Origin of the sequence: Maritalea mediterranea (genome assembly GCF_021568695.1) — a bacterium.
Taxonomy (GTDB): Bacteria; Pseudomonadota; Alphaproteobacteria; order Rhizobiales; family Devosiaceae; genus Maritalea; species Maritalea mediterranea.
In genome coordinates this window covers 542,456-567,206 of record NZ_JAKGTI010000001.1, presented here as the reverse complement: position 1 = coordinate 567,206, position 24,751 = coordinate 542,456, and the positions used below count along the sequence as shown (strand labels likewise).

Annotated in this window: 21 protein-coding genes and 1 riboswitch; of the genes, 7 read left to right on the top strand and 14 right to left on the bottom strand. The window is 55.1% G+C overall.

Going from position 1 to position 24,751, the window contains the following annotated elements; genetic code table 11:
* Nucleotides 1–3: 3 nt before the first annotated feature.
* Nucleotides 4–489 (top strand): Lrp/AsnC family transcriptional regulator, encoded by a 486-nt coding sequence (locus L1I42_RS02725; protein ID WP_236112967.1) that lies wholly within the window; start codon nucleotides 4–6, stop codon nucleotides 487–489.
* Nucleotides 490–851: 362 nt separating this feature from the next.
* Here the strand turns inward: L1I42_RS02725 and L1I42_RS02720 are convergent, their stop codons facing one another.
* The 11 genes from L1I42_RS02720 to L1I42_RS02670 form a co-directional block, all read right to left on the bottom strand.
* Entirely contained in the window at nucleotides 852–1,244 is a 393-nt protein-coding gene (locus L1I42_RS02720) for a rhodanese-like domain-containing protein (RefSeq protein WP_236112966.1), read from the bottom strand.
* A 10-nt stretch (nucleotides 1,245–1,254) separates the two neighbouring features.
* Nucleotides 1,255–1,548, bottom strand: coding sequence for a GNAT family N-acetyltransferase (locus L1I42_RS02715; RefSeq protein ID WP_236112965.1), 294 nt, complete (start codon nucleotides 1,546–1,548; stop codon nucleotides 1,255–1,257).
* A 63-nt stretch (nucleotides 1,549–1,611) separates the two neighbouring features.
* The gene (locus tag L1I42_RS02710; RefSeq protein WP_236112964.1) at nucleotides 1,612–1,824 is read right to left on the bottom strand and encodes a hypothetical protein; all 213 of its coding nucleotides are present in this window, start codon (nucleotides 1,822–1,824) and stop codon (nucleotides 1,612–1,614) included.
* Between the two features lie 6 nt (nucleotides 1,825–1,830).
* Entirely contained in the window at nucleotides 1,831–2,154 is a 324-nt protein-coding gene (locus tag L1I42_RS02705) for a hypothetical protein (protein WP_236112963.1), read from the bottom strand.
* A gap of 339 nt (nucleotides 2,155–2,493) precedes the next feature.
* Entirely contained in the window at nucleotides 2,494–3,123 is a 630-nt protein-coding gene (cobO, locus tag L1I42_RS02700) for a cob(I)yrinic acid a,c-diamide adenosyltransferase (RefSeq protein WP_236112962.1), read from the bottom strand.
* Entirely contained in the window at nucleotides 3,120–6,833 is a 3,714-nt protein-coding gene (cobN, locus tag L1I42_RS02695) for a cobaltochelatase subunit CobN (protein WP_236112961.1), read from the bottom strand. Before cobN ends, cobO begins: the two co-directional genes overlap by 4 nt.
* A complete protein-coding gene (gene cobW / locus L1I42_RS02690; protein WP_236112960.1) occupies nucleotides 6,833–7,882 on the bottom strand; it encodes a cobalamin biosynthesis protein CobW in 1,050 nt (349 codons plus the stop codon). Before cobW ends, cobN begins: the two co-directional genes overlap by 1 nt.
* A gap of 45 nt (nucleotides 7,883–7,927) precedes the next feature.
* Nucleotides 7,928–8,143, bottom strand: a riboswitch (cobalamin riboswitch).
* Nucleotides 8,144–8,165: 22 nt separating this feature from the next.
* Nucleotides 8,166–8,873: a tRNA (5-methylaminomethyl-2-thiouridine)(34)-methyltransferase MnmC2 gene (mnmC2, locus tag L1I42_RS02685; protein WP_236112959.1), complete on the bottom strand. Its 708-nt coding sequence runs from the start codon at nucleotides 8,871–8,873 to the stop codon at nucleotides 8,166–8,168.
* Nucleotides 8,874–9,656: 783 nt separating this feature from the next.
* On the bottom strand, nucleotides 9,657–10,961 hold the full coding sequence (locus L1I42_RS02680; RefSeq protein ID WP_236112958.1) for a TRAP transporter large permease: 1,305 nt from the start codon (nucleotides 10,959–10,961) through the stop codon (nucleotides 9,657–9,659).
* Complete coding sequence (locus L1I42_RS02675; RefSeq protein WP_236112957.1) at nucleotides 10,958–11,452, bottom strand: TRAP transporter small permease; 495 nt, start codon at nucleotides 11,450–11,452, stop codon at nucleotides 10,958–10,960. The genes L1I42_RS02680 and L1I42_RS02675 overlap by 4 nt, the downstream gene beginning before the upstream one ends.
* Nucleotides 11,453–11,455: 3 nt before the next feature.
* Entirely contained in the window at nucleotides 11,456–12,472 is a 1,017-nt protein-coding gene (locus tag L1I42_RS02670) for a TRAP transporter substrate-binding protein (RefSeq protein ID WP_236112956.1), read from the bottom strand.
* A 127-nt stretch (nucleotides 12,473–12,599) separates the two neighbouring features.
* Here L1I42_RS02670 and L1I42_RS02665 point away from each other — a divergent pair, with 127 nt between their 5' ends.
* The 4 genes from L1I42_RS02665 (at nucleotide 12,600) to L1I42_RS02650 (ending at nucleotide 18,538) form a co-directional block, all read left to right on the top strand.
* On the top strand, nucleotides 12,600–13,049 hold the full coding sequence (locus tag L1I42_RS02665; RefSeq protein ID WP_236112955.1) for a MarR family winged helix-turn-helix transcriptional regulator: 450 nt from the start codon (nucleotides 12,600–12,602) through the stop codon (nucleotides 13,047–13,049).
* A gap of 162 nt (nucleotides 13,050–13,211) precedes the next feature.
* Entirely contained in the window at nucleotides 13,212–16,427 is a 3,216-nt protein-coding gene (locus tag L1I42_RS02660) for a 2Fe-2S iron-sulfur cluster-binding protein (RefSeq protein WP_236112954.1), read from the top strand.
* Between the two features lie 92 nt (nucleotides 16,428–16,519).
* A complete protein-coding gene (locus tag L1I42_RS02655) occupies nucleotides 16,520–17,635 on the top strand; it encodes an NAD(P)/FAD-dependent oxidoreductase (RefSeq protein ID WP_236112953.1) in 1,116 nt (371 codons plus the stop codon).
* Between the two features lie 60 nt (nucleotides 17,636–17,695).
* On the top strand, nucleotides 17,696–18,538 hold the full coding sequence (locus tag L1I42_RS02650) for an IclR family transcriptional regulator (RefSeq protein ID WP_236112952.1): 843 nt from the start codon (nucleotides 17,696–17,698) through the stop codon (nucleotides 18,536–18,538).
* Between the two features lie 76 nt (nucleotides 18,539–18,614).
* Here the strand turns inward: L1I42_RS02650 and L1I42_RS02645 are convergent, their stop codons facing one another.
* The 3 genes from L1I42_RS02645 to murQ form a co-directional block, all read right to left on the bottom strand.
* Nucleotides 18,615–20,249 carry a peptide ABC transporter substrate-binding protein gene (locus L1I42_RS02645; protein WP_236112951.1) on the bottom strand — a complete coding sequence of 545 codons (1,635 nt, stop codon included), beginning with the start codon at nucleotides 20,247–20,249 and terminating at the stop codon, nucleotides 18,615–18,617.
* A gap of 220 nt (nucleotides 20,250–20,469) precedes the next feature.
* Nucleotides 20,470–21,348 carry a glucosamine kinase nucleotide-binding domain-containing protein gene (locus tag L1I42_RS02640; RefSeq protein ID WP_236112950.1) on the bottom strand — a complete coding sequence of 293 codons (879 nt, stop codon included), beginning with the start codon at nucleotides 21,346–21,348 and terminating at the stop codon, nucleotides 20,470–20,472.
* 6 nt (nucleotides 21,349–21,354) lie between these two features.
* On the bottom strand, nucleotides 21,355–22,305 hold the full coding sequence (gene murQ / locus L1I42_RS02635) for an N-acetylmuramic acid 6-phosphate etherase (RefSeq protein WP_236112949.1): 951 nt from the start codon (nucleotides 22,303–22,305) through the stop codon (nucleotides 21,355–21,357).
* 105 nt (nucleotides 22,306–22,410) lie between these two features.
* Between murQ and L1I42_RS02630 the strand changes: the two genes are divergently transcribed.
* Together L1I42_RS02630 and L1I42_RS02625 are read left to right on the top strand one after the other, a co-directional pair.
* Entirely contained in the window at nucleotides 22,411–23,262 is an 852-nt protein-coding gene (locus tag L1I42_RS02630) for a MurR/RpiR family transcriptional regulator (protein ID WP_236112948.1), read from the top strand.
* A 219-nt stretch (nucleotides 23,263–23,481) separates the two neighbouring features.
* The gene (locus L1I42_RS02625) at nucleotides 23,482–24,705 is read left to right on the top strand and encodes an extracellular solute-binding protein (protein ID WP_236112947.1); all 1,224 of its coding nucleotides are present in this window, start codon (nucleotides 23,482–23,484) and stop codon (nucleotides 24,703–24,705) included.
* Nucleotides 24,706–24,751: the final 46 nt, after the last annotated feature.

The window sequence follows — 24,751 nt, the reverse complement described above, 5'->3', positions numbered from 1 at the left end:
AATTTGAATAACTTACTCAAAATCGATCAAATTGATGGAAAGATACTCGAGCTGTTGCAAAAGAATAGTCGCATCTCCAACCAAGAGATCGCCAACCAGGTGGGCAGCTCCGTTTCCTCCGTTTGGCGTCGCATCAATGCGCTCGAAGAAGCGGGCGTTATTCAAGGTTACGGCCTGACCGTTTCGCCAGAGAAAATGGGCTATCAGGAAACCATTTTACTGCAAATCAGCCTGCAGCGGCATAGCGATGATTATATTGAGCAGTTTATCCATCTCGTGGAATCCATCCCGGAAATTTTGGAATGTTACGCCACCACGGGCGAATATGATTATGTGCTGAAAGTGCTGGCCACCGACATGCGCGCCTTCCACCGCTTCGTCCGCAACAGCCTGATGCGCCAGCCCTTCATTTCCAAAACCTACAGCCAGGTGGTGATGGATAAGATCAAGTTTCAAAAGGCCATTCCGGCGGTTGTGAAGAAGGGGTGAGGCTTTTTTCCGCGCCGCCACCGGTCGCTTCGCTCCCGTCCCCGGCACCCCCGCCAGTTTTCGCGCCGCCGTCGTTCGCTGCGCTCACTACCCCGGCACCCCCGCCATTGGTGCCTGAATTTAGTGTTTCCCACGAAATTTGCCCACCCTTCGGATGTCACCCCAAGACTTGATCTTGGGGTCCAATTCAACTTTCCACTTGTCGAAGCAATAGTGGTTTCTCGCCCGCCTTCCCAAAAGTTGACGGATCAAATGGATTGCAAGATCGAGTCTTGCAATGACGAGGGGTGCGGGTACGTCCTTTCACCGACTCAAGTCGAGATTAACGTGTCGCCGCAGAAAACTTCTTTGCTACAATCCAGCTAAGCCTTATTCTTCGGCGCAATAATCTCACCTTCCGCCTCGCGCCACGCCCCAAATCCGCCCTCCAGATGGGCGACATTTTCAAAGCCCATATCCTTGGCCGTTTTGGTGGCCAAGGCCGAGCGCCAACCGGCAGCGCAAAAGAAGATGAGCTTTTTGTCGGTCGCCAGTTCGGGCTTGTGATAGGGCGATGTGGGGTCAATCCAGAATTCGAGCATGCCGCGGGGCACATGCACCGCCCCGGCGATGCGCCCTTCCCGGTTGAGTTCGCGTATATCGCGAATATCGACAAACTGAGCTGCGCCCGCTGCAACGGCGTCTTCGGCCGCGTCGACGGACATGGTTTCAATTTCTGCCGTCGCGGCGTCGACCAGTTCTTTGACGGTTTTCATCACATCCCCTCTATGCGGCGATGTCATCCCACTCTTTATGGCGCTTAAACTGCATCACCACATAGGGGCACACCGGCTCAATTTTTTTGTCATGTTCACGGGCATATTGAACGCCCGCTTTCACCAGTTCAAGGGCAATCCCTTTGCCTTCAAAGGGTTTGGGCACGCCGGTATGGTCAACCACAAAGGTACCATCGCGGTCCAAAAAGGTCATTTCCGCCTCCTGCCCGCCGCCAAGATTGATAAAGAAGCGGCCGCGATTGCCGGACTGTTCAAATTGCACGTCATGTTCCAAATCGGCCATAATATACTCCGTGAATGATCACTATTCTCAGTATCATAATGCATAGGCCCGCCAGATGTTGCATCACATTTGTTGGGCTTCGGTTTGTGAATAACACCTAAACATTGCCGCCTCCGGCAGGAGAGCTGCAATTTTTTCGAGCTGATCCTTGATCGGCAGGCCTGCACTTTGCGGGCGAAATACAAGCCCTACAATCAGAGCAATGTCCGCGCCCTCCGGTTCATGAGTAGGGCCAAGAAACTCACGCGCACCAACGGACAAATAGGCGTTTGCCATCTTGCGCTACCCGGTGAAACAGGCGGTGGAAAACACCAGCGGCGGCGCTTGTGTCATTTGCGCCGCCATCTTTTCGGGTGTCAAAATATCATCATCCAGCGCAACATCGCTTACCCCTTCAGCCAATAGGGGAAAGACAAAGCCCGCTTCATCGCCATGAGCGGAGATGATGAGCGCATCAGCACTTCCCGCGCTCTGCGTGCAGGCGGCGAAAAACTGTTCCGGTGTTGCCACAAAGCTCAGCACAACTTGGTGTGTCTGCACCTCCAGCACCGTCCGCATCGTGGTGGCTTCCAGGCTGTCACCCAAGGCAATGATGTGGATGCGCATATTTATTTCCTATTAATGATTTTTGAACTTTGGGACATTGTCCGGGCTCGCGCAAGACCCGCCATCACTTTGGAGCACCCCACCCCGGCCCTCCCCATCAAGGGGAGGGAGAAGAGGGCGCTTGGCTAAGGTGTTCGCCCATCAAATCATGCACGACCCCTTTCCCTCCCCCGCCGTGGGGAGGGATCAAGGGTGGGGGGGGACAGCCTTTGCGCTGGGGACGGAACCCACCTTTGGCCGTCCCGGACTTGATCCGGGACCTGACCCCGCATCAAGTGCGGGGTGGTGCCATTGGGGGAGCCTTCACCAAAACGAAGTGACTCTTCGCTGCCAAGCCGTCTAAAACTCAATCCCGACTTGCGCCTTAACGCCAGAGCGGAACGGGTGTTTTACCTGCGTCATATCGGTGACCAGATCAGCGGCTTCGACCAGTTCATCTTTGGCGTTGCGGCCGGTGATGATCACATGCTTCATTTCGGGCTTTTGCTCCAGCACCTCAAGCACTTCTTCGATGGGAAGATAGTCATAGCGCAGCACAATGTTCAGCTCGTCGCACAGCACCATATCGTGCTCATCATCTAGGATGAAGTTTTTCGCCTGTTCCCAGGCAGCGCGGGCGGCGTCGATATCACGTTGGCGGTCTTGGGTTTCCCAGGTGAAGCCTTCGCCCATGGTGGCGAGGGACACTTGATCGGGGAATTTATCGAGCACATTGCGTTCGCCCGTTCCCCATTTGCCTTTTACAAATTGCACCACGGCCACTTTCATGCCGTTGCCCAGCGCGCGGAACACCATGCCGAAGGCGGCGGTGGATTTGCCTTTGCCCTTGCCGGTATGGACGATGGTGAGGCCTTTTTCGATGGTTTTGGTGGCGATGATTTTGTCGCGCGCCGCTTTTTTCTTTTTCATTTTTTCCGCGTGGCGGGCGTTCAATTCTTCTTCTGTCATATTGTCAGTTTTTTTGCTCATTCGTTCCCTCCATCGAGAAATGCGTAGGTCGAATTGCGTTTTGGCGACCAAAAACCGCGCCGAACCGCCTCGTTAAATTTATCAATCAACTCATCATAGCCATATTTATTGTTGGCCTGAATAAAATCGCGCACCTCATCATTGAGCACAAAGGCTTCAAAAGCCAGATCAAAATGGTGCGACTTGACCGCGCCTGTGGTGGCGGCAAAGGCGAACATATAATCGGTGGTGGCGATGATTTCGAACGCGCCCTTATAGCCATGGCGCATCACGCCATTGATCCATTTCGGATTCACCACGCGGGAACGCATCACCTTGGCGATTTCTTCCTCCAGCGTCTTGGCCACCGGACGTTCGGGGCGTGAATGATCATTGTGATAATTGGCCGGGGCCACGCCCTGCAAATGTTTGGCGGTGGCGCTTAGGCCGCCTTCAAACTGGTAATAATCATCACTGTCCAGCAGATCATGCTCGCGATTGTCCTGATTGTGCACCACCGCATCAATATTTTTCAGGCGGTTGATCAGTGCGCCGCGGGCCACGGTGCCATTGGCTTTGGTGCCATAGGCATATTGCCCCCAATTGATGAAGGTTTCAGCAATGTCGCCCAGCTCGTTCCAGCGGCCTGAATCCATGATGCCTTGCAGCCCGGCGCCATAGCTGCCGGGTTTAGAGCCAAAGATGCGATAGCCTGCCTCCATAGCGGCGGCGTCCTCATCGCGCCCCCTCTGCATCAGCTCCAGCGCATCGCTGCGCATACGGGCAGCAATCGGGTTCAAATCTTCCGGCTCATCCAGCGCCCCAATGGCGCGGATAGCACGGTCAAACAATTCAATCTGCGCCGGGAAGGCATCGCGGAAAAAACCGGAGATGCGCAAGGTCACATCGACGCGCGGGCGGTTCATTTTCGCCAGTGGAATAATCTCATAACCGCTGACGCGGGTGGAGCCGAAATCCCACTTCGGCTTGGCGCCGATCAACGCCAGCGCTTGCGCAATATCATCGCCACCGGTGCGCATATTGGCGGTGCCCCACACCGATAGGACGATGGATTTGAGATAAAGCCCATGATCCTGAAAATGGCGGGTGACCAGATTCTCGGCCGACTTTACGCCCAGCTCCCATGCGGTTTGCGTCGGCACCGCGCGGTTGTCGAGCGAATAGAAATTGCGGCCTGTGGGCAGCACATCTAACCGGCCGCGCGTTGGTGCACCGGACGGGCCCGGGGGCACAAATTTACCGTCTAACCCGCGCAGCAAATTGGCTTTTTCCAATGCGCCCGACTGGTCGAGCTTCGGCGCAATGTCGCTTTGGATCGTGTCGAGAATGGCGCGGGTGGCGGTCCAGTCCGCCTTGGCATCAATTTCGCCAGCGACCAGCGCAAAGGCGAGCTGTTCCAGCCGTTCCACCGTGTGGCCCGTATGCCGCCAACTCTCGTCCAGTTGGGATTGCAAAATCGCAGGGCGCGGGCCGGTCCATTCTTTGCCCAGCTCGGCCGACAAAGGATCAAACCCAAGGCCCAAATCATCAGCCATGGCGCGGATGATGGAGTGGTCCTGATCACGCTCGCTGCCGCGCGGCACGCGGGTGAGCGCCACCAGCAGGTCGTGCTTCAGCCGCCCCTCTGGTGCTTGGCCAAGTATATGCAATCCATCACGAATTTGCGCTTCTTTCAGCTCGCACAAAAAGGTGTCGATGGTCTGCAAAGCATCATCATCTTGCGCGTCGCCCAGCCCCATATCGGCGGCCAAGCCGGTATCGGCGCACAGGTCGAAAATGCGCTGCTTCAAATCCTTGATGCGGCGTTGGTCCATGCCGGAAGCGTTGTAGAACTCGTCCGCCAGCGCTTCCAAATCTTTGAGCGGGCCATGGGTTTCGGCGCGGGTGAGCGGCGGCGTTAAATGGTCGATAATCACCGCCCCTGTGCGGCGTTTGGCTTGGGTGCCCTCCCCCGGATCATTGACGATGAAGGGGTAAAAATGCGGCAGTTGCGCCCACAGCATGTGCGGGTAACACTCGTCAGAAAGCGCGACGGCTTTGCCCGGCAACCACTCCAGATTGCCATGCTTGCCATTATGGATCAGCGCGTCGGCGGCGAACTGGTGCGTCAGCCAGAAATAGCCGGCGAGATAGCCATGAGGTGGCACCAGATCGGGGTCGTGATAGATCGCTTCTTCATCCAAATCATAGCCACGGGCGGGTTGGATCAGAATCGCGGCATGGCCGAATTGGATCGCGGGCAGCTCAAAATGATCCTCGCGGAAGAAGGGATCACTTTCTGGAGTTCCCCATCTTTCTTCAATAGAATTTTTTAGAGTTTCAGGCAGAATTTCATAGAGTTTTCTATAATTTTCTAAAGTTATAGTCGCCTGACTGGTGCCGCGTTTTGGGGCGGCATTGGTGGGGCCATTTTGCAGCATTTCGACCAGCGCATTGCCGCTTTCGGGCAAATGATCAAGCGCGTACCCCTCCTCTTGCAAAAACTGCAAAATATTGAGCGTTGAGGCCGGGGCGTCATAGCCGACACCATTGGCCAAGCGGCCATCGCGAATTGGATAGTTGGCCAACACAATACCAACCTTGCGCTCGGCGACTTGCTTTTGCCGCAGGGTGACCCAGTTTTTCGCCAGCTTGGCGGCGGCATCTATGCCCGGCACATGGGGTTCGTTGACCGATAGCGGGCACTCGCTGGCATCGTGCCAGATGTTTTGTGCCTTGTGGGCAATCAGGATATTACCCGCGCGACCATCCAGTTCCGGCAATACGATTTGCATTGCCAAATCCTTGGCGTTGAGGCCCTGAATATCCTCCTGCCACACCTCCTCAGCCCGGCCCGCCTGCACCAATTGCAGGATCGGCGCATCGGTATAGGCGAAGGGATTATCTTCATCGCTGAGATCATTGATGCCCAAGGCGAAGCCGGTGGCATTGAGGATCACTTGCGGGTCAAACCGTGCGAACAGCTTTTGCGCAAACTGCACGGGTTCCGACTGTTTCAAGCTGGTCACCAGCAAGATCAGCGGGGTCAGCCCTTCCTTGTGCGCGGCCCTTGCCATGCGCTCGATGGGGCGCAGATTGCCGCCATCCATCAGGGCGCGATAGGCGATGATGGGGGCATATTTTGCCGCGGGGTCGAAGGTGATTTCATGGAGATTGCTGACCAATTGCCGCTCGTGCCAGATGGCGGCATTGGGAGCCGGTTGCGGTGCCGGTAATTCTGCTGTTTCGCCTTTGGCGCGGTGACGCAGAAAGGTGAGCAAGCTGCTTAGATTTTGCGCCCCGCCCGCGATAAAGGCTTGATGCAATTGGTCGTAAATCTCGCCATTAATGGTCGAGCGGCTCTTCAAATCCGGGTCCGGATTGGCATCGCCGGGCAGAAGTGCCAGTTCGATGCCGCGATCGGCGCACAGGGCGGTGAGCTGATCAACGCCATAGGTCCAATAGGCCCGGCCACCAAGCACCCGCACCACGATCAATTTGGCATGCTGCGCCGTGTCATCGAGCCAAAGATCGATGGAATAATTGTGGCTCAAGCGCATGGTGTTGGCGAGGCGCACATCATCGGCGCCTTGTGCATCGATGGCGCCTGCGAAGGCGGCCAGTTCGCTATCGGCTGCCGACAGGATGAGCAGCGGCGCAGGCGATTGGCCTAAGTCAATCGCCTCCCCCTCTTGCTGGATGGCCCCAGCTTGGGCTGATAATAAATGCATCAGGAAAAGGCTTTTTCGAGCCGTTCTGAAATTGCTGCGCGGTCCAGCGGAGACTGGCCGATCACCACCAGCGAGGTTTGTTTTTCCTCATCGCTGGTCCAAGGCCGATCAAAATAAGTGTCGACCCGCGGGCCAACCGCCTGCACGGAAAGCCGAGCTGGCGCGTCTTTAATCGCGGCGAAGCCTTTGAGGCGCAGAATGTCGAAATCCTTGATCACATTGCTGATCGCATTGCCCAATTGCACCTTGTCTGTTGCGGCAGGCAAACGGATGGAGAAACTGTCAAAATCATCATGTTCGTGATGGTGGTGGCCATCTTCATGGTGATGTTCATGGTGAGATTTGCGTCCATCCATATCCAGTTCGCTGCCCGCTTCAATGCCGAGCAAGGCGGCCATATCAATTTCGCCCTTATGGGTGCGCACCAGCTTTACGCCGTCGCGCAATTCCTTGCGGATAGCGGCTTCGACTTTTTCCAAATCGTCGGGCGACACAAGGTCGGATTTATTGAGTAACACCAGATCGGCACAGATCAATTGATCTTCGAACAATTCGCCCAATGGGGTTTCATGGTCGAGCATTTCGTCTTGCAGGCGCTGGGCATCTACCGCCGCCTCGTTTGAGGCGAAACGGCCCGCTGCAAGGGCTGACGCGTCAGCCACGGTGACTACGCCATCGACGGTGACGTCGGCTTTGATTTCGGGCCAGTTAAAGGCGCGTACAAGCGGTTGCGGCAGCGCCAAGCCGGAGGTTTCAATCACGATGTGATCCGGGCGATTGTCGCTTTGCAGTAGCGCGGTGATGGTGGGAATAAAATCTTCGGCCACGGTGCAGCAGATGCAGCCATTGGCCAGCTCGACCATATCAGTTTCGCTGCAGGCTTCATCGCCGCAGCCTTGCAGCACGTCGCGGTCCACACCGACATCGCCAAATTCATTGATGATCAGCGCGATGCGCTTGCCTTTGGCATTGTTCAACACATGGCGCACAAGGGTTGTTTTGCCCGCGCCAAGAAAACCGGTGATCACCGTTGCTGGAATCTTTTTCATCTCTGCTCCTTGAGGCATTTGCCTCACCGTCCACCCGACGGCATTCGAGTTATGTTGGCGTCGGCAGGTCTCCTGGCTCGCGATTCGAGCGATCTCAACCAGCCTTCCCGAAAATTCAGTGGCACATTGGTTGCAATCTCATCGCTTACAGTTGCGGGGGCAGCCCTGGATTCGTTCCCCGAATTGGGTCGAACTCACCACGTTCCCTTTTCACTTATGAGGTGCTTTTGCACCCATAAGACCGTCGCATGAGCCTTATGAATGGCATGTGCGCGAATAAGCGTCAATCATTCAATTGGTCAGTGGCTTTTAATTGACCGCACATCATTTGCCGCTTTCCCGCATGACCCTTTTTGCGGGTCACGTCAAAACCTGCCGCCTGCAAATTGCGTCGCACCCAGCCTGCTGCTGTGTAAGTGGCGAAGGTGCCTTTGGGGTGAGTGTGCGCTGCGAGTGCTTGCATCAAGTCTTCCCCCCACATGGCCGGATTTTTGGCCGGAGCAAAACCGTCCAAATACCATGCGTCCGCCATGCCCTGCCATTGGGGCAGGGTTTGGGTGACATCGCCAATTTGCAACTGAAGCACAATCCCTGGTTCAATCTCCACCGCGTCGCCAATAGCGATTTGATCCCAATGGTTCAGCATGAGATCGCGCAGTTCCGCCAGCATCGGCCAGGGTTCGAGCGCGCGCTCAATTTGTGCAACTGCCATTGGGTAAAGCTCGAACGAGGTGAAACGGAGCATCTGACTTTCGCCGCGCACCTTGCGCCATTGCCGCCACGTTTCGAGAAAATTCAACCCGGTGCCGAAACCGAGTTCGCCGATTGAGAATTGATCGTTCTGCGTACAACGATCTGGGATATTGTTGGATTGGATAAAGACATAATCACATTCCAGCCGCCCATCGGCATGGGAATAGAAATGGTCGCCAAATTCGGGCGAAAAGGGCATGTCATTTTCATGCCATTCGAGATGGGGTGGTTTGGTCATGCTTGCAATCCTGCACCTTAAGTTGGGCGGACGCTTAGCATAAAATTTTGCACGCGTCGTGGTCGACCTAAAGTTTTGTTCCGGGCTGTCCCGAGTGTGATCCTGGGGTCAATGCAGCACCAGCATTCCTTGCTCAACGCTTCTCCACCCTCTCCGTCTTTGCAAGACTTTATCTTGCAATCCATTTGAGCCTTCTGCATGTGGAAGCGCTTGTGAGCAAGGCGCGGCTTCTTCGCCAGTAGACATGTCAATTGCACCCCACCCCTAATCCCTCCCCTTAAGTACAGAGCAATCGCATAGGGCTGTAATCGGTTCTTGTTCAATCAAACTATCAGACAAAACAGACGTAAAAGGTGACCAAAAGCGCTGCATATACCCCGGATCAAGTCCGGGGAGGCCCCCGAGGAGGTGGTCCCGCGGCGTCACCGCTTACGCCGAGGCGCTAAAAATGTGCTTAGGCTGCGCAACGCTGACTACCGCATTTCCACATGCGATTGCCCTGGCACAAGGGGGTGGGGAGGGATTTTGCGGCATTGATGATGGGCTTAGCGCCGCTCAACCCCACAGCGTCACCCCGGGCTTGATCCGGGGTCCAAGCAGTGTTGGCGATTGACACCAGCGTAGTGGCGGATTGAAAAGCGACATGGATTACCGGGTCAAGCCCGGTAATGACGTAAAAGTGGATTGCTCGCCGCAGAGAACTCCAAGACGCATTTGCCGTACACTCTGTACCCCACACGTTGCGATTGCCCTCCCCAACTAGGGGAGGGCCTTCCGCTCAGGTTAGTTGAACATGGCGTTGGGCAGGAGAAGCGCGATTTCCGGGAAGATCACGATCAGTGCCAAAGTGGCGATCATGGCGAGCCAGAAGGGCATAATGCCCGCAAAGATGGTTTCGATTTTCACATCATGCACCACGCTTTTCACAATGAACACGTTCACCCCCACAGGTGGCGAAATCAGGCCCATTTCCAGAACAATCACCATTACGACCCCAAGCCAGATCGGATCGAAGCCCAAGCCGACGACAAGTGGAAACACAATGGGCAAGGTGATCACCAGCAGGGAAAGCCCTTCGATGAACATGCCCAGAATCACATAACCCAAAAGGATCAGGGCCAGGGTGCCATAGGTGCCCAGCGCCAGTGCCCCCATGCCTTCGGCAATGGTAGCGGGCAAATGCGACAGGGCCACGAACGGGGCAAAGACATTGGCGCCGATCAAGATGAAAAAGGCCATGCCGGTGGTTTTCAAGGTTTCGGCGCTGACATCATAAAGGGTTGCCACCGTACATTTGCGGCGAATGATCAGCATAAACAGGGCGAAAAATGCGCCCACGCCCGCAGCCTCCACCGGGGTGAACAGGCCGGTGTAAATGCCGCCAATGGTGATGAGCACAATGCCAGCGATGCCGGTAGCTCGCATCAGGCTGGAGAGTTTTTCCTTTGCTGTGAATTTAGGCCCACGCGGCCCCTCCTCTGGCCAGAAAAAGGTGACAACTGCAATGGCCACCAAAAACATGGTGGTGAGCAAAATGCCCGGCAGGACGCCCGCCATAAACAGACGGCCTATGGATTCTTCGGTCAGCACCGCATAGATCACAAAGCCGGTAGAGGGCGGAATCAATATGCCCAAAGTACCGCCCGCCGCAATGGAGCCGGTGGCCAATTTGGCGCCATAATCATAACGCCGCATTTCGGGGTAGGCGACTTTGCCCATGGTGATCGCCGAGGCGATGGACGACCCCGAGAGCGCTGCAAAACCGGCGCAGCCGACAATGGTGGCACCCGCCCAGCCGCCTTTGAACCGGCCAATCATTTTATGGGCCGCTTCAAACAAATCCCGGCTTAATCCGGCGGCTGAGGCCAGATTACCCATCAGGATAAAAAGCGGAATGATGGTGAGTTCATAGACGGTGACCGTTGCAAATACCTGCCCACTCAAGGTGAAGGCGGCGGCCTGAAAGCCGGACAAAAGAGTCGTACCGACAAAGCCAACCACCAGCAAGGCGATCGCCACCGGTGTGCCCATGGCCAGAAACGCAAATAGGGCAACAAAGCCCAGCAGTCCAAAAATCTCAGGGCTCATCGCACCAGCCTTTCCACCAGCAGCAAAATCGCACTCAAAGCGCTACCCGCCGCCACCGCATAATATGAGGGCCCAAAGGGCAATTGCAGCAGCAAAGTGCTTTCGCCAAAACTCGCCGCCTCCAGCGCATTGGAATAAGCCCGCCAGGCGAGATAAGCCAAAATCACGACTCCCATCAAAGTGGTCAGCCAATCGAGGAAGATTTGCGCCCGTTCGGGCAACATATCCGTGATGGTATCAATGGCGATCAAGCGACCGGAAATGACACAAAGCGGCATGCTGATCGCAACGGCAAAAGAAAGAAGAATTTGCGCATAATCATTGGCGCCGAAAATGGGCATATTGAACAGGGACCGCAACAGGGCATCTGAGAAAGAAAGCCCCATCAGCACGAATACCAGGGCCGCGCCACAGATTACCAATGGCCGCTCAACCCAGCGGCGCCAGGCAGCATCTTGCCGCGCTGGCGCCTCCATCTTTGGCTCTTTCATAGCTTAGTTGCTAGCCAATGCGTCAACGATCGCATGCGCGTCGACACCCTTTTCTTCACCAACCTTATCGATGAACTGATCCAGCGTCTCCTTCATTGTTGCACGGAACTCTGCATCGGCATCCGCATCGATCTGGATCAATTCGACGCCACTTTCGCGCGCCAGTTCAAGGCCAGTTTGCCCGGCATCATAGAAGGCCTTTGCACCACGCAGGCTGAGATAGCGGCCTGTGGCCTCGTCAATCACTTTCTGATGCTCCGCACTCAGATTGTCGTAGCTCGATTTGTTCATCAAGAGGTAGAAGCTGTCGAGCGCAGACGGGATATTGGTGGTGACATATTTGGCGGTTTCATTGAGCTTATAGGACCGGATGCCAGATGGCCCAATCATCACCGCATCAATTACGCCGGTGTTCATGGCGTTATAAGTGTCGGTTGTGGGCATGGAGACCGGAATGCCGCCCCAGGCTTTCACCAATTCGGTCATCACCGGGTTAGGGGTGCGAATTTTCATGCCTTTCATGTCAGCAACGGTACGTACGGCCTTATCCCGCGTCACGAGCACCGATGGGTTGTTGGCCCAAAGGCCGAGCAGTTTGACCTCGCTATATTCATCCTCAACGAGATCCATATTGTCCCAAAGCGCATGGGTGGCGGCGGTGCCATCCGGGAACAGGCCCGGCATATGCACCATGGCGGTTTTGCTGAAACGCTTCGGCGTATATTCAGGAATGCCAAACACAATATCGGCCACACCAGTGACCACGCGCTTATATTGTTGCACCGGCCCCTTGCCCAGTTCGCCTGATGGATAAATGCGAATCGTCAGCGCGCCATTCGTGGCGGCTTCAACCTGTTTGGCCAATGGTGTCATCACGCCTTGATCCATCGGGTGCATCGACGGCATAAAATGCGCCATCTTCAATTCTTCGGCTTGTGCTACGGCGGCGCCAAATATCAGGCCAGCCGCCGCAATCCCCCCGGCCACAAGGCCTTTAAAACGTTCAAACTCAACTCTCATTTTTCTCCCCCTCAATTGAATTTTGATTGTCTCCGCTTTAGTACTTAACATAGATAGTTATCCATGTTAACTAAATAAAAGAATATGATATAAGGTGAGTCAACTGGTTTGTTTTGGAGGGCAATCATTGGCTGAAGAATTTACATTGCATAACCGCATCGGGTTCAAGGTGACCCGGTTGGCGCGGATTATGGAGGCAAGGCTGGAAAAGCAGCTTTCCGAGCATGGTGTGACTCGCCTGATGTGGTGTGTGTTGCGGGGTGTGGGCATGGAAGATGTGAACTCGCCCTCGGGCCTGGCGGACTATATCTGCATTGCCCGCCCCGCGGTTTCGCGGTTGCTGCGCGACATGGAAAAGCGCGGGCTGATCGAACGCAATGGCATTGACGACGACAAGCGCTATCGCGATGTGGTGCTGACCCCGCTCGGGGAAGAGAAGATGAAAGCGTGCCATGTTTTGGTGCGCGAGTTGAACGAGCATTTCGCCAGCAAGTTGGATGATGAGACCTATGCCATTGTGATGAAGGCGGTCGACCAGATGACCGAAGGTGAAGATGTGAAATTGATGCGACTTTAAGGCGATGTTTGAAGGGGGGGATGATCGAACGTGCCAGATAAGAACTGTTTTAATAACGCACCCGCATGGCGGCCGGCTATACGGGGGACTTCCGGGTGGACAATTTAGACCGTTGTAAAGCCCCATCAGCCGCGCCCTTGCGCGGCGTAAAGGACGATTGAGTTGAAGTACTTTTCCAATAAGAACCGACCATTTCACCTGGGCACTTTTCCGCTGGAGCGGCTGAAACGCGTGGATAAGGCGGCCAATCTTGAGTGCCTGCCAACGTTTGAGCAAATGCGTTTCCGCTATGAGGCGGTACCTGAAAATATCATCAATGCCATGGCCGAGGGCCAGGCGATGCTGGATGCCATTCGCGACGGGTTGGTCAACAAAGCCAAGGCCGAGGTGCCTGACGATCTGGTTGAACGGCAGAACCATCTGAAGGCGTTTGGCTATTTTAGTGATGTGGCGATGGCGGGCACCTGTGCGTTCACGCCGGAAATGATGCTGGAGACGCCGTTCCGCAATCCGGATATTGATCGGCTGGCGCAAAAGCTGCGCACGGACCAGACCAAATCGCTGGCCTCGGGCGTGGATATGATCATGGCGGATTTGCGCGATGCGATGAATGCGCCACCGCGGGAGATGACCCATCACACCAACGCACTGGTGTTCATTGTGGAACATCCCCGTAAAATCTGGGCAGATGAGCCAGGGGCTGACTGGCTGGACGGGGCGCAGGCACACCGCTCTGCCCTCAGGGCAAATGAGGCGGCGGTGGTGTTGGCGCAATATATGCGGTTGCTGGGTCATGATGCCCGCGCCCATTCCCATTCGACCAGCGATGTGGATTTGCACTGGCTGGCGGTGGACGCCGGACTGGCGACGATTGAAAATGGCTGCTTGCACAATCCGTTTTTGGGGCCGCATTTTTCCATCGCGGCGGTGACGACCGATTTTGAGTTTGCTCATGATCAGCCGTTGGCGCCGCTTGCTGCACAGCCAAGGGCGCAATTGAAAGGCTGGGCGTGGAAGCTGGGCTATGGCACCGGCAAAAGCGCCAAAAATGCCGATCCCTATGCCCAGCGTCGCTTTATGGATGGGGCGCATCCGTTTGAAACGCTGAAGCGGGTGGATGAGCCGACCACTTTTATTGACGAAGACCGGGTGCCGCGGGTGCCCAAGCGCACCGATATGTTTGCCCGCTCGCTGTTTGGCGATATGGGCAAGCGCAACCAGGAGGCATCTGTTGGCGGCAAATATGTGCGCAAGTCCGCGCCCTCGATGGCGCAGCGGCGTGCGCTGGGTGCCTTTGTGTTGTTGCAAGATGGCGAGCCTGCAGCGGCCCCCAGCACCAGCACGCTCGACGCGCAGAAGAACGCGGACAATATCAAAGCCATGTCCTATTTTTTGGGCGTGGATGCGGTGGGCCTATCGCGCTGCCCGGACTGGACCTGGTATTCGCATGATGCGTTTGGCGAACCAATTGATCCACCGCATGATCAGGCCATTTCCATGGTGATCGACCAGGGCTATGACACGATGGAAGGCGCATCCGGGGATGATTGGATCGCTGTGTCGCAGTCCATGCGGGCTTATTTGCGGTTTTCGATCTTGGGCAGCATTGTTGCCAAGCAAATAAGGTCGCTCGGCTATGGCGCCAAAGCGCACACGGTGATGGATGGCGAAGTGTTGCAGCCACCGCTCCTGCTGCTCTCTGGCCTGGGCGAGGTGAGCCGCATTGGCGAAGTGATCCTCAACCCGTTTTTGGGGCCACGGCTCAAATCCGGCGTGGTAACCACCACCATGCCCATGACCCACGACAAACCCATCTCCTTTGGGCTGCAGCAATTTTGTGAAAGCTGCAACAAATGCGCCCGCGAATGTCCCTCTGGGGCAATTACCGCCGGGCCGAAGCTGATGTTCAATGGCTATGAGATCTGGAAATCAGATAGCCAGAAATGTACCACCTATCGCATCACCAATGAGGGCGGCGCCATGTGTGGCCGTTGCATGAAAACCTGCCCCTGGAATTTGGAAGGCATATTTGCCGAAGCGCCGTTCCGCTGGGCGGCAATGAATATCCCTAAGGCCGCACCGGCCCTGGCCAAACTGGATGACGCATTGGGCAATGGCGAACGCAATTTGATCAAGAAATGGTGGTGGGACCTTGAGCTGCACGAAGATGGCGGCTATCGCCCGACGCCGCACAAGGTGAACGAGCGCGACCTACAAAAGGATCTAGACCTGAAATATGAGGACCAGACTTTGGCGGTCTATCCGGCCAATCTGGCGCCGCACCCTTGGCCCTTCCCGTTTCCCATGGATCGGGAAAAAGGCATTGAGGCCTATCAGGCGATGATCACGGCAGCGCAATATAAGGCAAAGCTGGCGCGGGGCGAGACGGAAGGGCTGGCGCACGAATATCGCATTGAGGGCGACGCGCCTGTTATCCGCGTGCAGATCACCAAGGCCGAAGCCATGACCGAAAGCGTCACCAAATATGAGTTTCAAACGCTGGATGGCAGCCCCCTGCCCGACTGGACTACGGGCGCGCATCTGGACATTGTGGTCGCGCCGGAATTTTTGCGGCAATATTCCATGTCTGGTGATCCGGCAGACACTTCGAAATATCAAATTGGCGTGTTGCGCGAAGATGAAGGTCGCGGTGGCTCGCAATTGCTGCATCGTATTTTCACAGAAGGGCGGAAGATTTTTATTTCCAAGCCGATCAATCATTTCCCCTTAGAGGAGCGGGCCAGCAAAAGCTTTTTGATGGGCGGCGGCATAGGGGTGACGCCGATGATTGCCATGGCCCATCGGCTGCATGCGATCGGCGCTGATTTTGAGCTGCATTATTGCTGCTCGTCACGTAAAAATGCAGGATTTATGGACGATCTGGCGCAGTTTGAATGGGCGGATCGGGTGCATTATCACTTTAGTGATGAGGGCGCGCGCGCCGACCTTGATGCGATTTTGCGCAACTATCAGCCGGGGCAGCATGTTTATTGCTGCGGACCCGACCGCTTTATGGCTGGGGTGATGGAAGCCGCCGAGCGGCAAGGTTTTGCAGAGGAAGAGCGGCATCTTGAATATTTCAATGTGCCCGAGCTGCCAGACTATGAAAACCATCCCTTCACCTTGAAACTGGCCAAGTCGGGCCGCGAATTTGAGGTGCCGGCGGACAAGTCGGCCACTGATGTGTTGCAGGAAAATGGCATTCAGATTGATGTGAAATGTGCGGACGGGATTTGCGGCGTGTGCAAATGCGGCATTGTTTCGGGCGAGGTGGAGCATCGGGATTTTGTGCTGTCGAAAAAACAAAAGGAGGACAGTATTATCCTTTGCCAATCACGTGCGGCCGACCCGGATGGCGTGTTGGAAATTGACCTATAAGGCACCAATGACCTCTGCCCTGCCCACAAATGCGCAGCTTGGCCCAATGAAGCCTTGTCATTTGCGCAAAATTCTGGTCATTGCCTGAGGCTATGGAAAGATTTGACCTGATCATTATCGGCGGTGGCATTGTGGGGCTTTGGAGCGCCTATTTTGCCGCCCAACGCGGCTTAAACACCGTGTTGGTGGAAGAGCATGGCATTGCGGCCGGGGCCAGCGGCGGGCTTTTGGGCGCATTGATGCCCCACAGCCCGGATCGCTGGAATGCGAAAAAGCAGTTTCAGTTTGAGGCCCTGACTCAACTGCCGGGTCTTGTGGACGAGCTGGAAAGCCGCACCGGGCAAGACGTTGGCTATCGCCGGGTGGGACGTGTGGCGCCGCTGCTCAAAGACCATCATGTCAAGGATGTGGCCGCGCGTGCCACAGGAGCGCAGGATTTTTGGCAAGTGGACGATGGCGGCTTTGCGATGCAGCATATGGACGCCGGTCCGGCAAAAGATTGGCCTGCAGTTGAGGCCATGCCTTATGGGGTGGCGGTAGATAATCTGAGTGCACGTCTATCCCCGCGCAAATTGATCATGGCCCTGGCCGGCGCCCTGCATGGCCGCATTGATCTGCGCTTTGGCACCCGCGCCGCCTTTTTGGGCGAACGGCAAGTGACACTTGGTGATGGCAGCGTGCTGCATGGTGACAAGATTCTGGTGAGCGCCGGTCTGGCCAGTTTTGATATGCTACGGCCTTATGCGCCGGAGATTTCCGGGCGCGGGGTGAAGGGGCAAGCGGCGGTGCTGGACACCAATCTCGACCCCAATTTGCCGATTATCTATTCCGACGGTGTCTATCTGATTGTGCATGATGATGGCACGACAGCGATTGGCTCAACCAGCGAAAAAGAGTTTACCGATGGGCGGAAAACCGACCATTTGCTGGATGAAGTGGTGGAGAAAGCACGCGCGCTGAGCCCGCTGATCAAAGATGCCCCGGTGATTGAGCGCTGGGCCGGGGTGCGGCCACAAGCCCAGGGGCGCGATCCGCTTTTGGGCGCGCTGCCGCACAGCGACTGGCTGTATGTGGCCACGGGCGGGTTTAAGATCAGTTTTGGCATAGCACATTTGATGGCACAAAGCGTCTTGGGCGAGATTTGCGCTGATGTGGAGGCGCGGCCCATTCCCGATGAATTTGCCCCGCGCCATCGACTTGCCTCTTAGGGTTTGCGGCATATTTTTTATATGTGGTAAGGTCACATAATTGAAGATCAGGAAGTACATATGACCAACTCTGACGGTCTGTCTCACAGGCTTACAGCATCACAACAACCGAACCAATCCGGCAAAGCGCGGGACGCGCTTTTTGTGGGATCGGTGGAAAAAGCCTTTATGGTGCTTGAGGCCTTTCGGGGGCATAGTTCGCTGAGCCTGTCGGAAGTGGCCATCACCACGGGCTTGGGCAAAAGTGCAGCGCAACGGTTCTGCCACACGCTGGTGGAGTTGGGCTATTTGAAGCGTGATCCGCGCAGCCGCCAACTTAAGCCGGCGCTGAAACTTTTGGAACTGGGCTTCAGCTATTCTATTTCCGAGCCAATTATTTCCGCCGCCGCCCCGTTTTTGTTGCGGGCGCGGGAAAAGTCCAACAAGGCCGTCAATCTGGCGCAGCCACGTGGCACCGATGTGGTTTATGTGATGCGGCAGACTTATGAGGACAGCCCTTATGGCAACCCGCCTGTGGGCGGACGGGTCCCCATGTTCTGCACTGCAAGCGGGCGCGCCTATCTGTCGGCTTTGCCGAAGGAAGAGTGTGATGCCATTTTGGCAGAATCGCCATTGCAACCCTTCACGCCTTATACGCTGACTGAGCTTGACGATATTCATGCCTCGCTGGAACAGGCGCGCCAACGCGGCTTTGCCAGCGCAGACCAGGAATGCATTGTGGGCGAACGCACCATTGGTGCGCCGATATATGATCGGTTCGGCCGGGTGATCGCGTCCATGAACATCTGTGTCTACGGCAATGACTGGACCATGGCCAAGGTCGACAAAACCTATGGCGATTTGCTGTTGCACACAGCGCGACAGATTTCAGAAGCCGTGTCGAACAACCCCAATTTTGGCTGAGCAAAAAAAGGGCCAGTCCGAAGACCGGCCCCTTTGGGGGTTCGTTTAAGGGTCGCCCCCTTGGGAGATAGCGTGGCTACTCGGCCACTTTGTAAAGGTTGCGACTGTACCAGTTCTGCTGGATATTATTCATTGGCCAACCTTTAACCTGCGGATTGAGCATCAAAACTGACGTGTAGTGATAGATTGGGATGACAGGCATATCCCGCGCTAGAATTTTTTCCACTTCCGTGTAAATCGGGCCCGGATCTGACGAGGTTTTCGCCTCAGCCATCATTTGATCCACTTCCGGATTGTCATAGTTCGCCCAGTTTTGCGGGCTGTCGGATGTGTAAAGGTCAAGGAATGTGGAGGCTTCGTTATAATCGCCGATCCACGCATAACGTACCATATCGAACTTATCGTTGCGCGCCTCGGTCAGCATGGTCCGCCATTCCATATTGTTCAGCTCTGCATCCACACCCAGTTTTTGCTTCCACATTTGTGAAATCGCAGTGGCGATTTTCTTGTGGGTTTCGGAGGTGTTGTAGAGCAGTTTGAACGCAAGTGGATTGTCAGGCCCGTACCCGGCTTCGGCCATCAGTTCACGTGCTTTTTGATCCCGTTCTTCCTGGGTCCAGTTGCCATAATCTGTGTCCGGATCGGTGAAGTCCGCCGTGGCCAAAGGCACCACGTTGTAGGCTTCGCGCTGGCCGCCTTGCAAAATATTGTCCACAATCACGCTGCGGTCCACGGCATAAGACAAGGCCTTGCGCACCTTCACCTCCTTGAACGCTTCGGGGCCGCTGTCTGCCAGATTGAAGCTGTAATAATAGGAGCCAAGATAAGGCAGGGACAAGGTTTCATCCGGCCGCTCTTCTTTCAACCGGGTAAACTGACCGGACGGCACCGCTGTCATATCCAACTCGCCGGCATTGTAGCGGGTGAATGCCACATTTTCTTCGCTGATCACATAGGTGACCACCTTGTCGATGATGGTTTTGTCATTGTTCCAGTAATAGGGATTGCGCTCACGCACAGTGCGTTCGTTCAACACCCATTCGGTCAGCTTGTAGGCCCCGTTCGAGACCATATTTCCCGGCCTCGTCCAGTCGGCGCCATGGGCTTCAACTGTTGCCCTGTGCACGGGGAAGACGGTGGCCAGCACGGTCATTGACGCGAAGTAGGGTAGCGGCGTGGTGAGGCGCACTTCGAACGTATAATCGTCTACTGCACGAACGCCCAGTTCCGACTTGTCCTTTTCACCGGCCAAAATTTCGCTGGCGTTTTCCAGCGACATCAATTCCACATACCAAGCATAGGGTGAGGCCAATTCGGGATCGATTGAACGTTGCCACGCATAGACAAAATCATGTGCGGTGACCGGGTCCCCATTGGACCATTTGGCATCTTCGCGCAGATGGAATGTGTACACGTCGTTCGTGTCGTTCACCTCCCAGCTTTTCGCAACACCAGGCACCAGATTGCCGTTCTCATCCTGATTGAGCAGCCCTTCAAATAGGTCACGGGCGATGGCGAAGCCCATTACCTCTTCCATCATTTGTGGATCGAGCGTTGGAATGCCATCCAGCAGACGGTAAGTGAACACTTGTTCCTCAGCAAGTTGTTCCCCCGTTTCAGGAAGAGTGCCAGCCGCATGGCCCGCCATCGTCAGGCCAGCGGCCAACAATGCCCCCAGCGACACTGTCTTCAACAGTTTTGAAAAAATCATTTATCCCTCCAATTATATACGCGCTTTATATCAGCACTTAATAGAAAATATTATATTGCAATATATGCTATTGTATTTAAATATTGAGAGGCTGGCAAGAGCGATTTGTACCATCTGGTGACGGCATGCTGGCGGGGCATGTTCGGCAAGTCTGCAGACATGATGGAGAAATTCTCAACGGCGCAGCGTTGCGCGCGCCGTCAAACCGCAGTGAGATCAGCTATAAATCGAATGCCTGTTGCGCCAGCCAAAAAGCACCATCCAAGGCTTCACCTTTTGCTGGCTGGCAGATGGCCTGGTAGTCAGCTGGCATCTGGCTTTGATAGAAACGGCCAAGGCCACCCAGAAAACAAAGGTGTTGTGCGGGCACTTGATCTGCCGGACCTAGGGTGGCGCATAAATGGTCCACGGCCCGTTTTACGATCCTTTGGGCGACCGGGTCATCAGTTGATATCGCGTTGGTGACCCAGGGGGCAAACTGCGCAAAATCCGCGGCCTTGCTGTCACGCGCAAACGGCACCATTTTCTTCGGCGTGCCGCCAAAATGATCCAATGTTTTTTGGGTCAGCGCGCTTGAAGGCGCGACGCCATCATAGGCTTTGATTGTATCGCGCAGCAATTCACGCCCCAGCCATGCCCCGCCCGCTTCATCACCCAGAATAAAGCCCCAGCCGCCAACGCGACGGACCTTGCCCTGCTCACGCCAAACAAAGAAAGACCCGGTGCCCAACATGGCCACCAAACCATCCTGCACTGTGCCCAATGCAGCCGCCAAAGTGACATCAATGTCGGTGGCCAACACCATCTTGTTGAAGCCGAAACGATCAATCAGTTCTTGCCGCTGGGCGCTTGCCCCTGCACCAGCCAAGGCGACAAAGGCATAATCTTGGGCGAAGGACGCGATGTCGCGACCGGCTTTCGTGTAAACTGTATGGGCCAACCCCAAAAGATTGGTCGCTGCCGCTTCAAAATCTGTGCTGATATTGGCAGGGCCTGCTGTCCCAGTGGCCAGCACATCACCCGAAAGCGAGCACAAGCGGGCGCGGGCACCGCTGCCCCCGCCATCGATCAACAGCACGCATGAATTTGAGCGCGTCATAAAGGTCTAGTTGGCCTCGTCCAAAGCTTGGCGCAAATGGCCGCCAGCATCCTCAATCCGAACGCGGGCCGCCGCAGCGTCTATGCCGGTTTTGCAAATTACAATGGCTACCTTAACGTCCCAATTCGCCTCCACCAAGGCATGCAAGGCCGATTCCTTATCCGCATCTGTGAGTTCGCGCACCAAATTGAGCGCACGGGCCCGCAATTTTTCATTGGTGATGTTGAGATCCACCATGCGGTTTTGATAGCACTTGCCCAAGCGCACCATCGCGCCAGTGGAGATCATGTTCAGCACCATTTTTTGTGCAGTGCCCGATTTCAGCCGGGTCGAGCCCGCAAGAATTTCAGGGCCAACCTCCGGGGTGATGCCGATTGTGGCCAGTTCCTCTAAGGCACTGCCGGGATTGCACGACACCCCCACAGTGTCTGCCCCGCGCTCGTGCGCCTCTTCCAAAGCGGCAAGCACATAGGGTGTGCGGCCTGAAACGGCCAAACCGATGACCAGATCATGTTCACTCACCTGCGCCTCAGCCAGATCTAGCGCGCCCTGCGCCCGATCATCTTCAATGCCTTCCTGCGCTTGAAAAATTGCTTGTTGCCCCCCTGCAATAATCGCGTGAAAAAGGCTCGGCGGCGCCGAAAATGTTGGCGGAATTTCAGACGCATCAAGGACGCCAAGTCGACCGCTGGTGCCGGCGCCGACATAAATAATGCGCCCGCCTGCCCGCAAGGCAGCGTGGGCCCGATCAATGGCTTCGGCCACCTGCGGAAGCACTTTTTCCACCGCGCTGGCCACCGATTGGTCCTCGCTGTTCATCACTTGTGCGATTTCCAGCGCCGACATTTGATCCAGCCGCGCAGAGCGGGCATTAATGCCCTCCGAGGTCAGCCCTTCCAGGGTCGACGACAGAAGCAATAGATTATCTTTAGTGTTTTTGTTATGGTCAGCAGTCATGATGGAATTATGTATTCCTGTATAAAATAGGTCAAGAATTATTTATTCTTAAATGCCTCTTTTGCTCATTTGGGTCAACACAAAAGAAATGAAAGCACGGGTTTCATGCAAAATGCGCAAAATCTGATTTCCCACCTCAACGCCATTGTTGAGGATTTGTCGCAGAATGAACAGCGCATCGCACATTGGATTTTGAACGATCCGTCTCAAGTGACCACCATGACCTCTCAGGATTTGGCCCAGGAGTGTGGTGTCAGCCAATCCAGCATCATCAAATTTTGCAAAAAAATCGGGCTTTCCGGCTTTCCTGCCTTGAAAATCGCGTTGAGTGCCGATGTGGCACGCGCGCAGGATGCGGAGCAAATTCATGGCGATATTTTCAGCGATGATCCGCTAAGCGAAGTGGCCCAGAAAATGTATAACAGCAAGGTGGCCGCCCTTTCAGAAACCTTAAAAGGCAATTCCAGCGCACAATTGAGCCAGGCTGTGGATCGACTTGTTGCCGCACAGCGAATCATCATTTTGGGGGTTGGCGGCTCCGCCTTGGTGGCCATGGATTTTGCGTCAAAGCTTACAAAGCTAGGCAAAGCGGTGTTGCAGGGCATGGACGCACATGTGCATTTGGCCAATCTGGCCCGCTTCACGGAAAAAGACCTGCTGGTGCTGATTTCATATTCCGGTAAATCCAAAGAGGTGCTGGCGGCGGCGGAATTTGCCCGGCAACATGCCATTCCCACCATCTATCTTGTTGGCCCCAGCGCCAACGTCGCACCGGAGCCGCACGAGCTGGAATTGCGCTGCATCGCCAGCGAGAATTTGGTGCGCTCGTCTTCCATCGCCACCCGCACCGCGCAATTGGCGATCACGGACCTTTTGTTCATTCTTCAAGCACAACGCGCTGAAGACATGCCGAGCAAGATCCAAGACAGCCAAGCATTGGTCAATCGGATCAAATGAAAATTCCACATCCAACGTGTCAGTGATTTTTTATTATTGACATAACAAAATAAGAATTTAATATTCCTATCAGGAGGAATTGGGAGCTCCAGACGTCGGCAAGCCCAACAATGTGGAATAATTATTCCACATATACCGCAAGCCGCCAGAACTGGCCTTTCTCTTCACCCCGAAATTGGCGCGATCTGTCAAACATCAAAATGAGGGAGGGACCCCGAAATGAATGCAATTCGTAAATTTGCCAGCATGGCCGTGCTCAGCACCGCAACTTTTGCCTATGCTGGTACAGCCTTGGCCCAAACCGAGCTGGACTTCTGGTCTTGGCGTCAAGAAGATGTGAAAGCCTATAATGAGATCATTGCTGCTTTTGAAGAGCAAAATCCTGACATTAAGGTGACTTTCACGGCCCACGAAGCAACAAGCTATAACACCATCCTGACAACTGCCCTGGCAGGCGGCGCAGGTCCTGACATCATGCACACCCGCTCCTACGGTTCTTTGGAAGCAATTGCGGCTCCAGGTTATTTGGAACCCCTAGATGGCAAAATTGATTTGTCAGCTTTGAGCGACGACGAACTTTTGGGCACCACTTTGCGGTCTGACGGGCATGTTTATGCTGTGCCCTTTGCGTCACAAACCATTGTGATTTTCTACAACAAAGATTTGTTTGAACAGCACGATGTTGCCCTGCCAGAAACCTGGGACGAATTTTTGGCTGCTTCGCAAAAGTTTAAAGATGCAGGCGTGATCCCATTGGCGAACGGTCTGGCTGATGCATGGACCATGGAAATCATGTCAGGGGCGTTCTTGCCAAACTTTTATGGCAAAGACTTCTTTGGTGACGTCACATCCGGCGCAACGGATTTTGAAGATGAGCGCTTTGTAAACGCCCTCGAAAAATTCGAAGCCCTCAAAGACTATATGCCTCAGGGCTATGAAGGCGTTGACTATGCCACGATGAAACAATTGTTCAGCGCGGGTCAGGCCGCCATGTTCGTGGGCGGGTCATTCGACATTCCCACATTTGTTTCCGCCGGTGTGAACTTTGACATTATGCAAGGCCCTGCTGCTGAAGAAGGTGGCCCGCGCATGGTGGCCACATGGCTTGATGGTGGCTATGGTGTGAATGCGGCTTCTGAGAATAAAGAAGCTGCGCTTAAGTTCATTCAGTTCACGGCAACACAGCCCTTTGCTCAAATGTTGACTGACAAATTGGCGAACGTGCCTGCAGTGGACGGCGCTAAGATTTCTGACCCAATGTTGGCAAAGGTGTCTGAGTTCCACGCTGAAGCGACACCATACATCATGTTGGTGGCCTTCCGCTTTAACAAGCCGACGGGATCGACATTGCTGCAAAATGGTCTGCAGGAATTGTTTACCGACAAAAAGACCGCGGCAGAAGTTGCGGCTGATATCAGCGCTGGCATCAAAAGCGCCGAATAGTTCAATCTAAGTTTGCCAGAGGGGGACCTCCCCCTTTGGCCCCGTT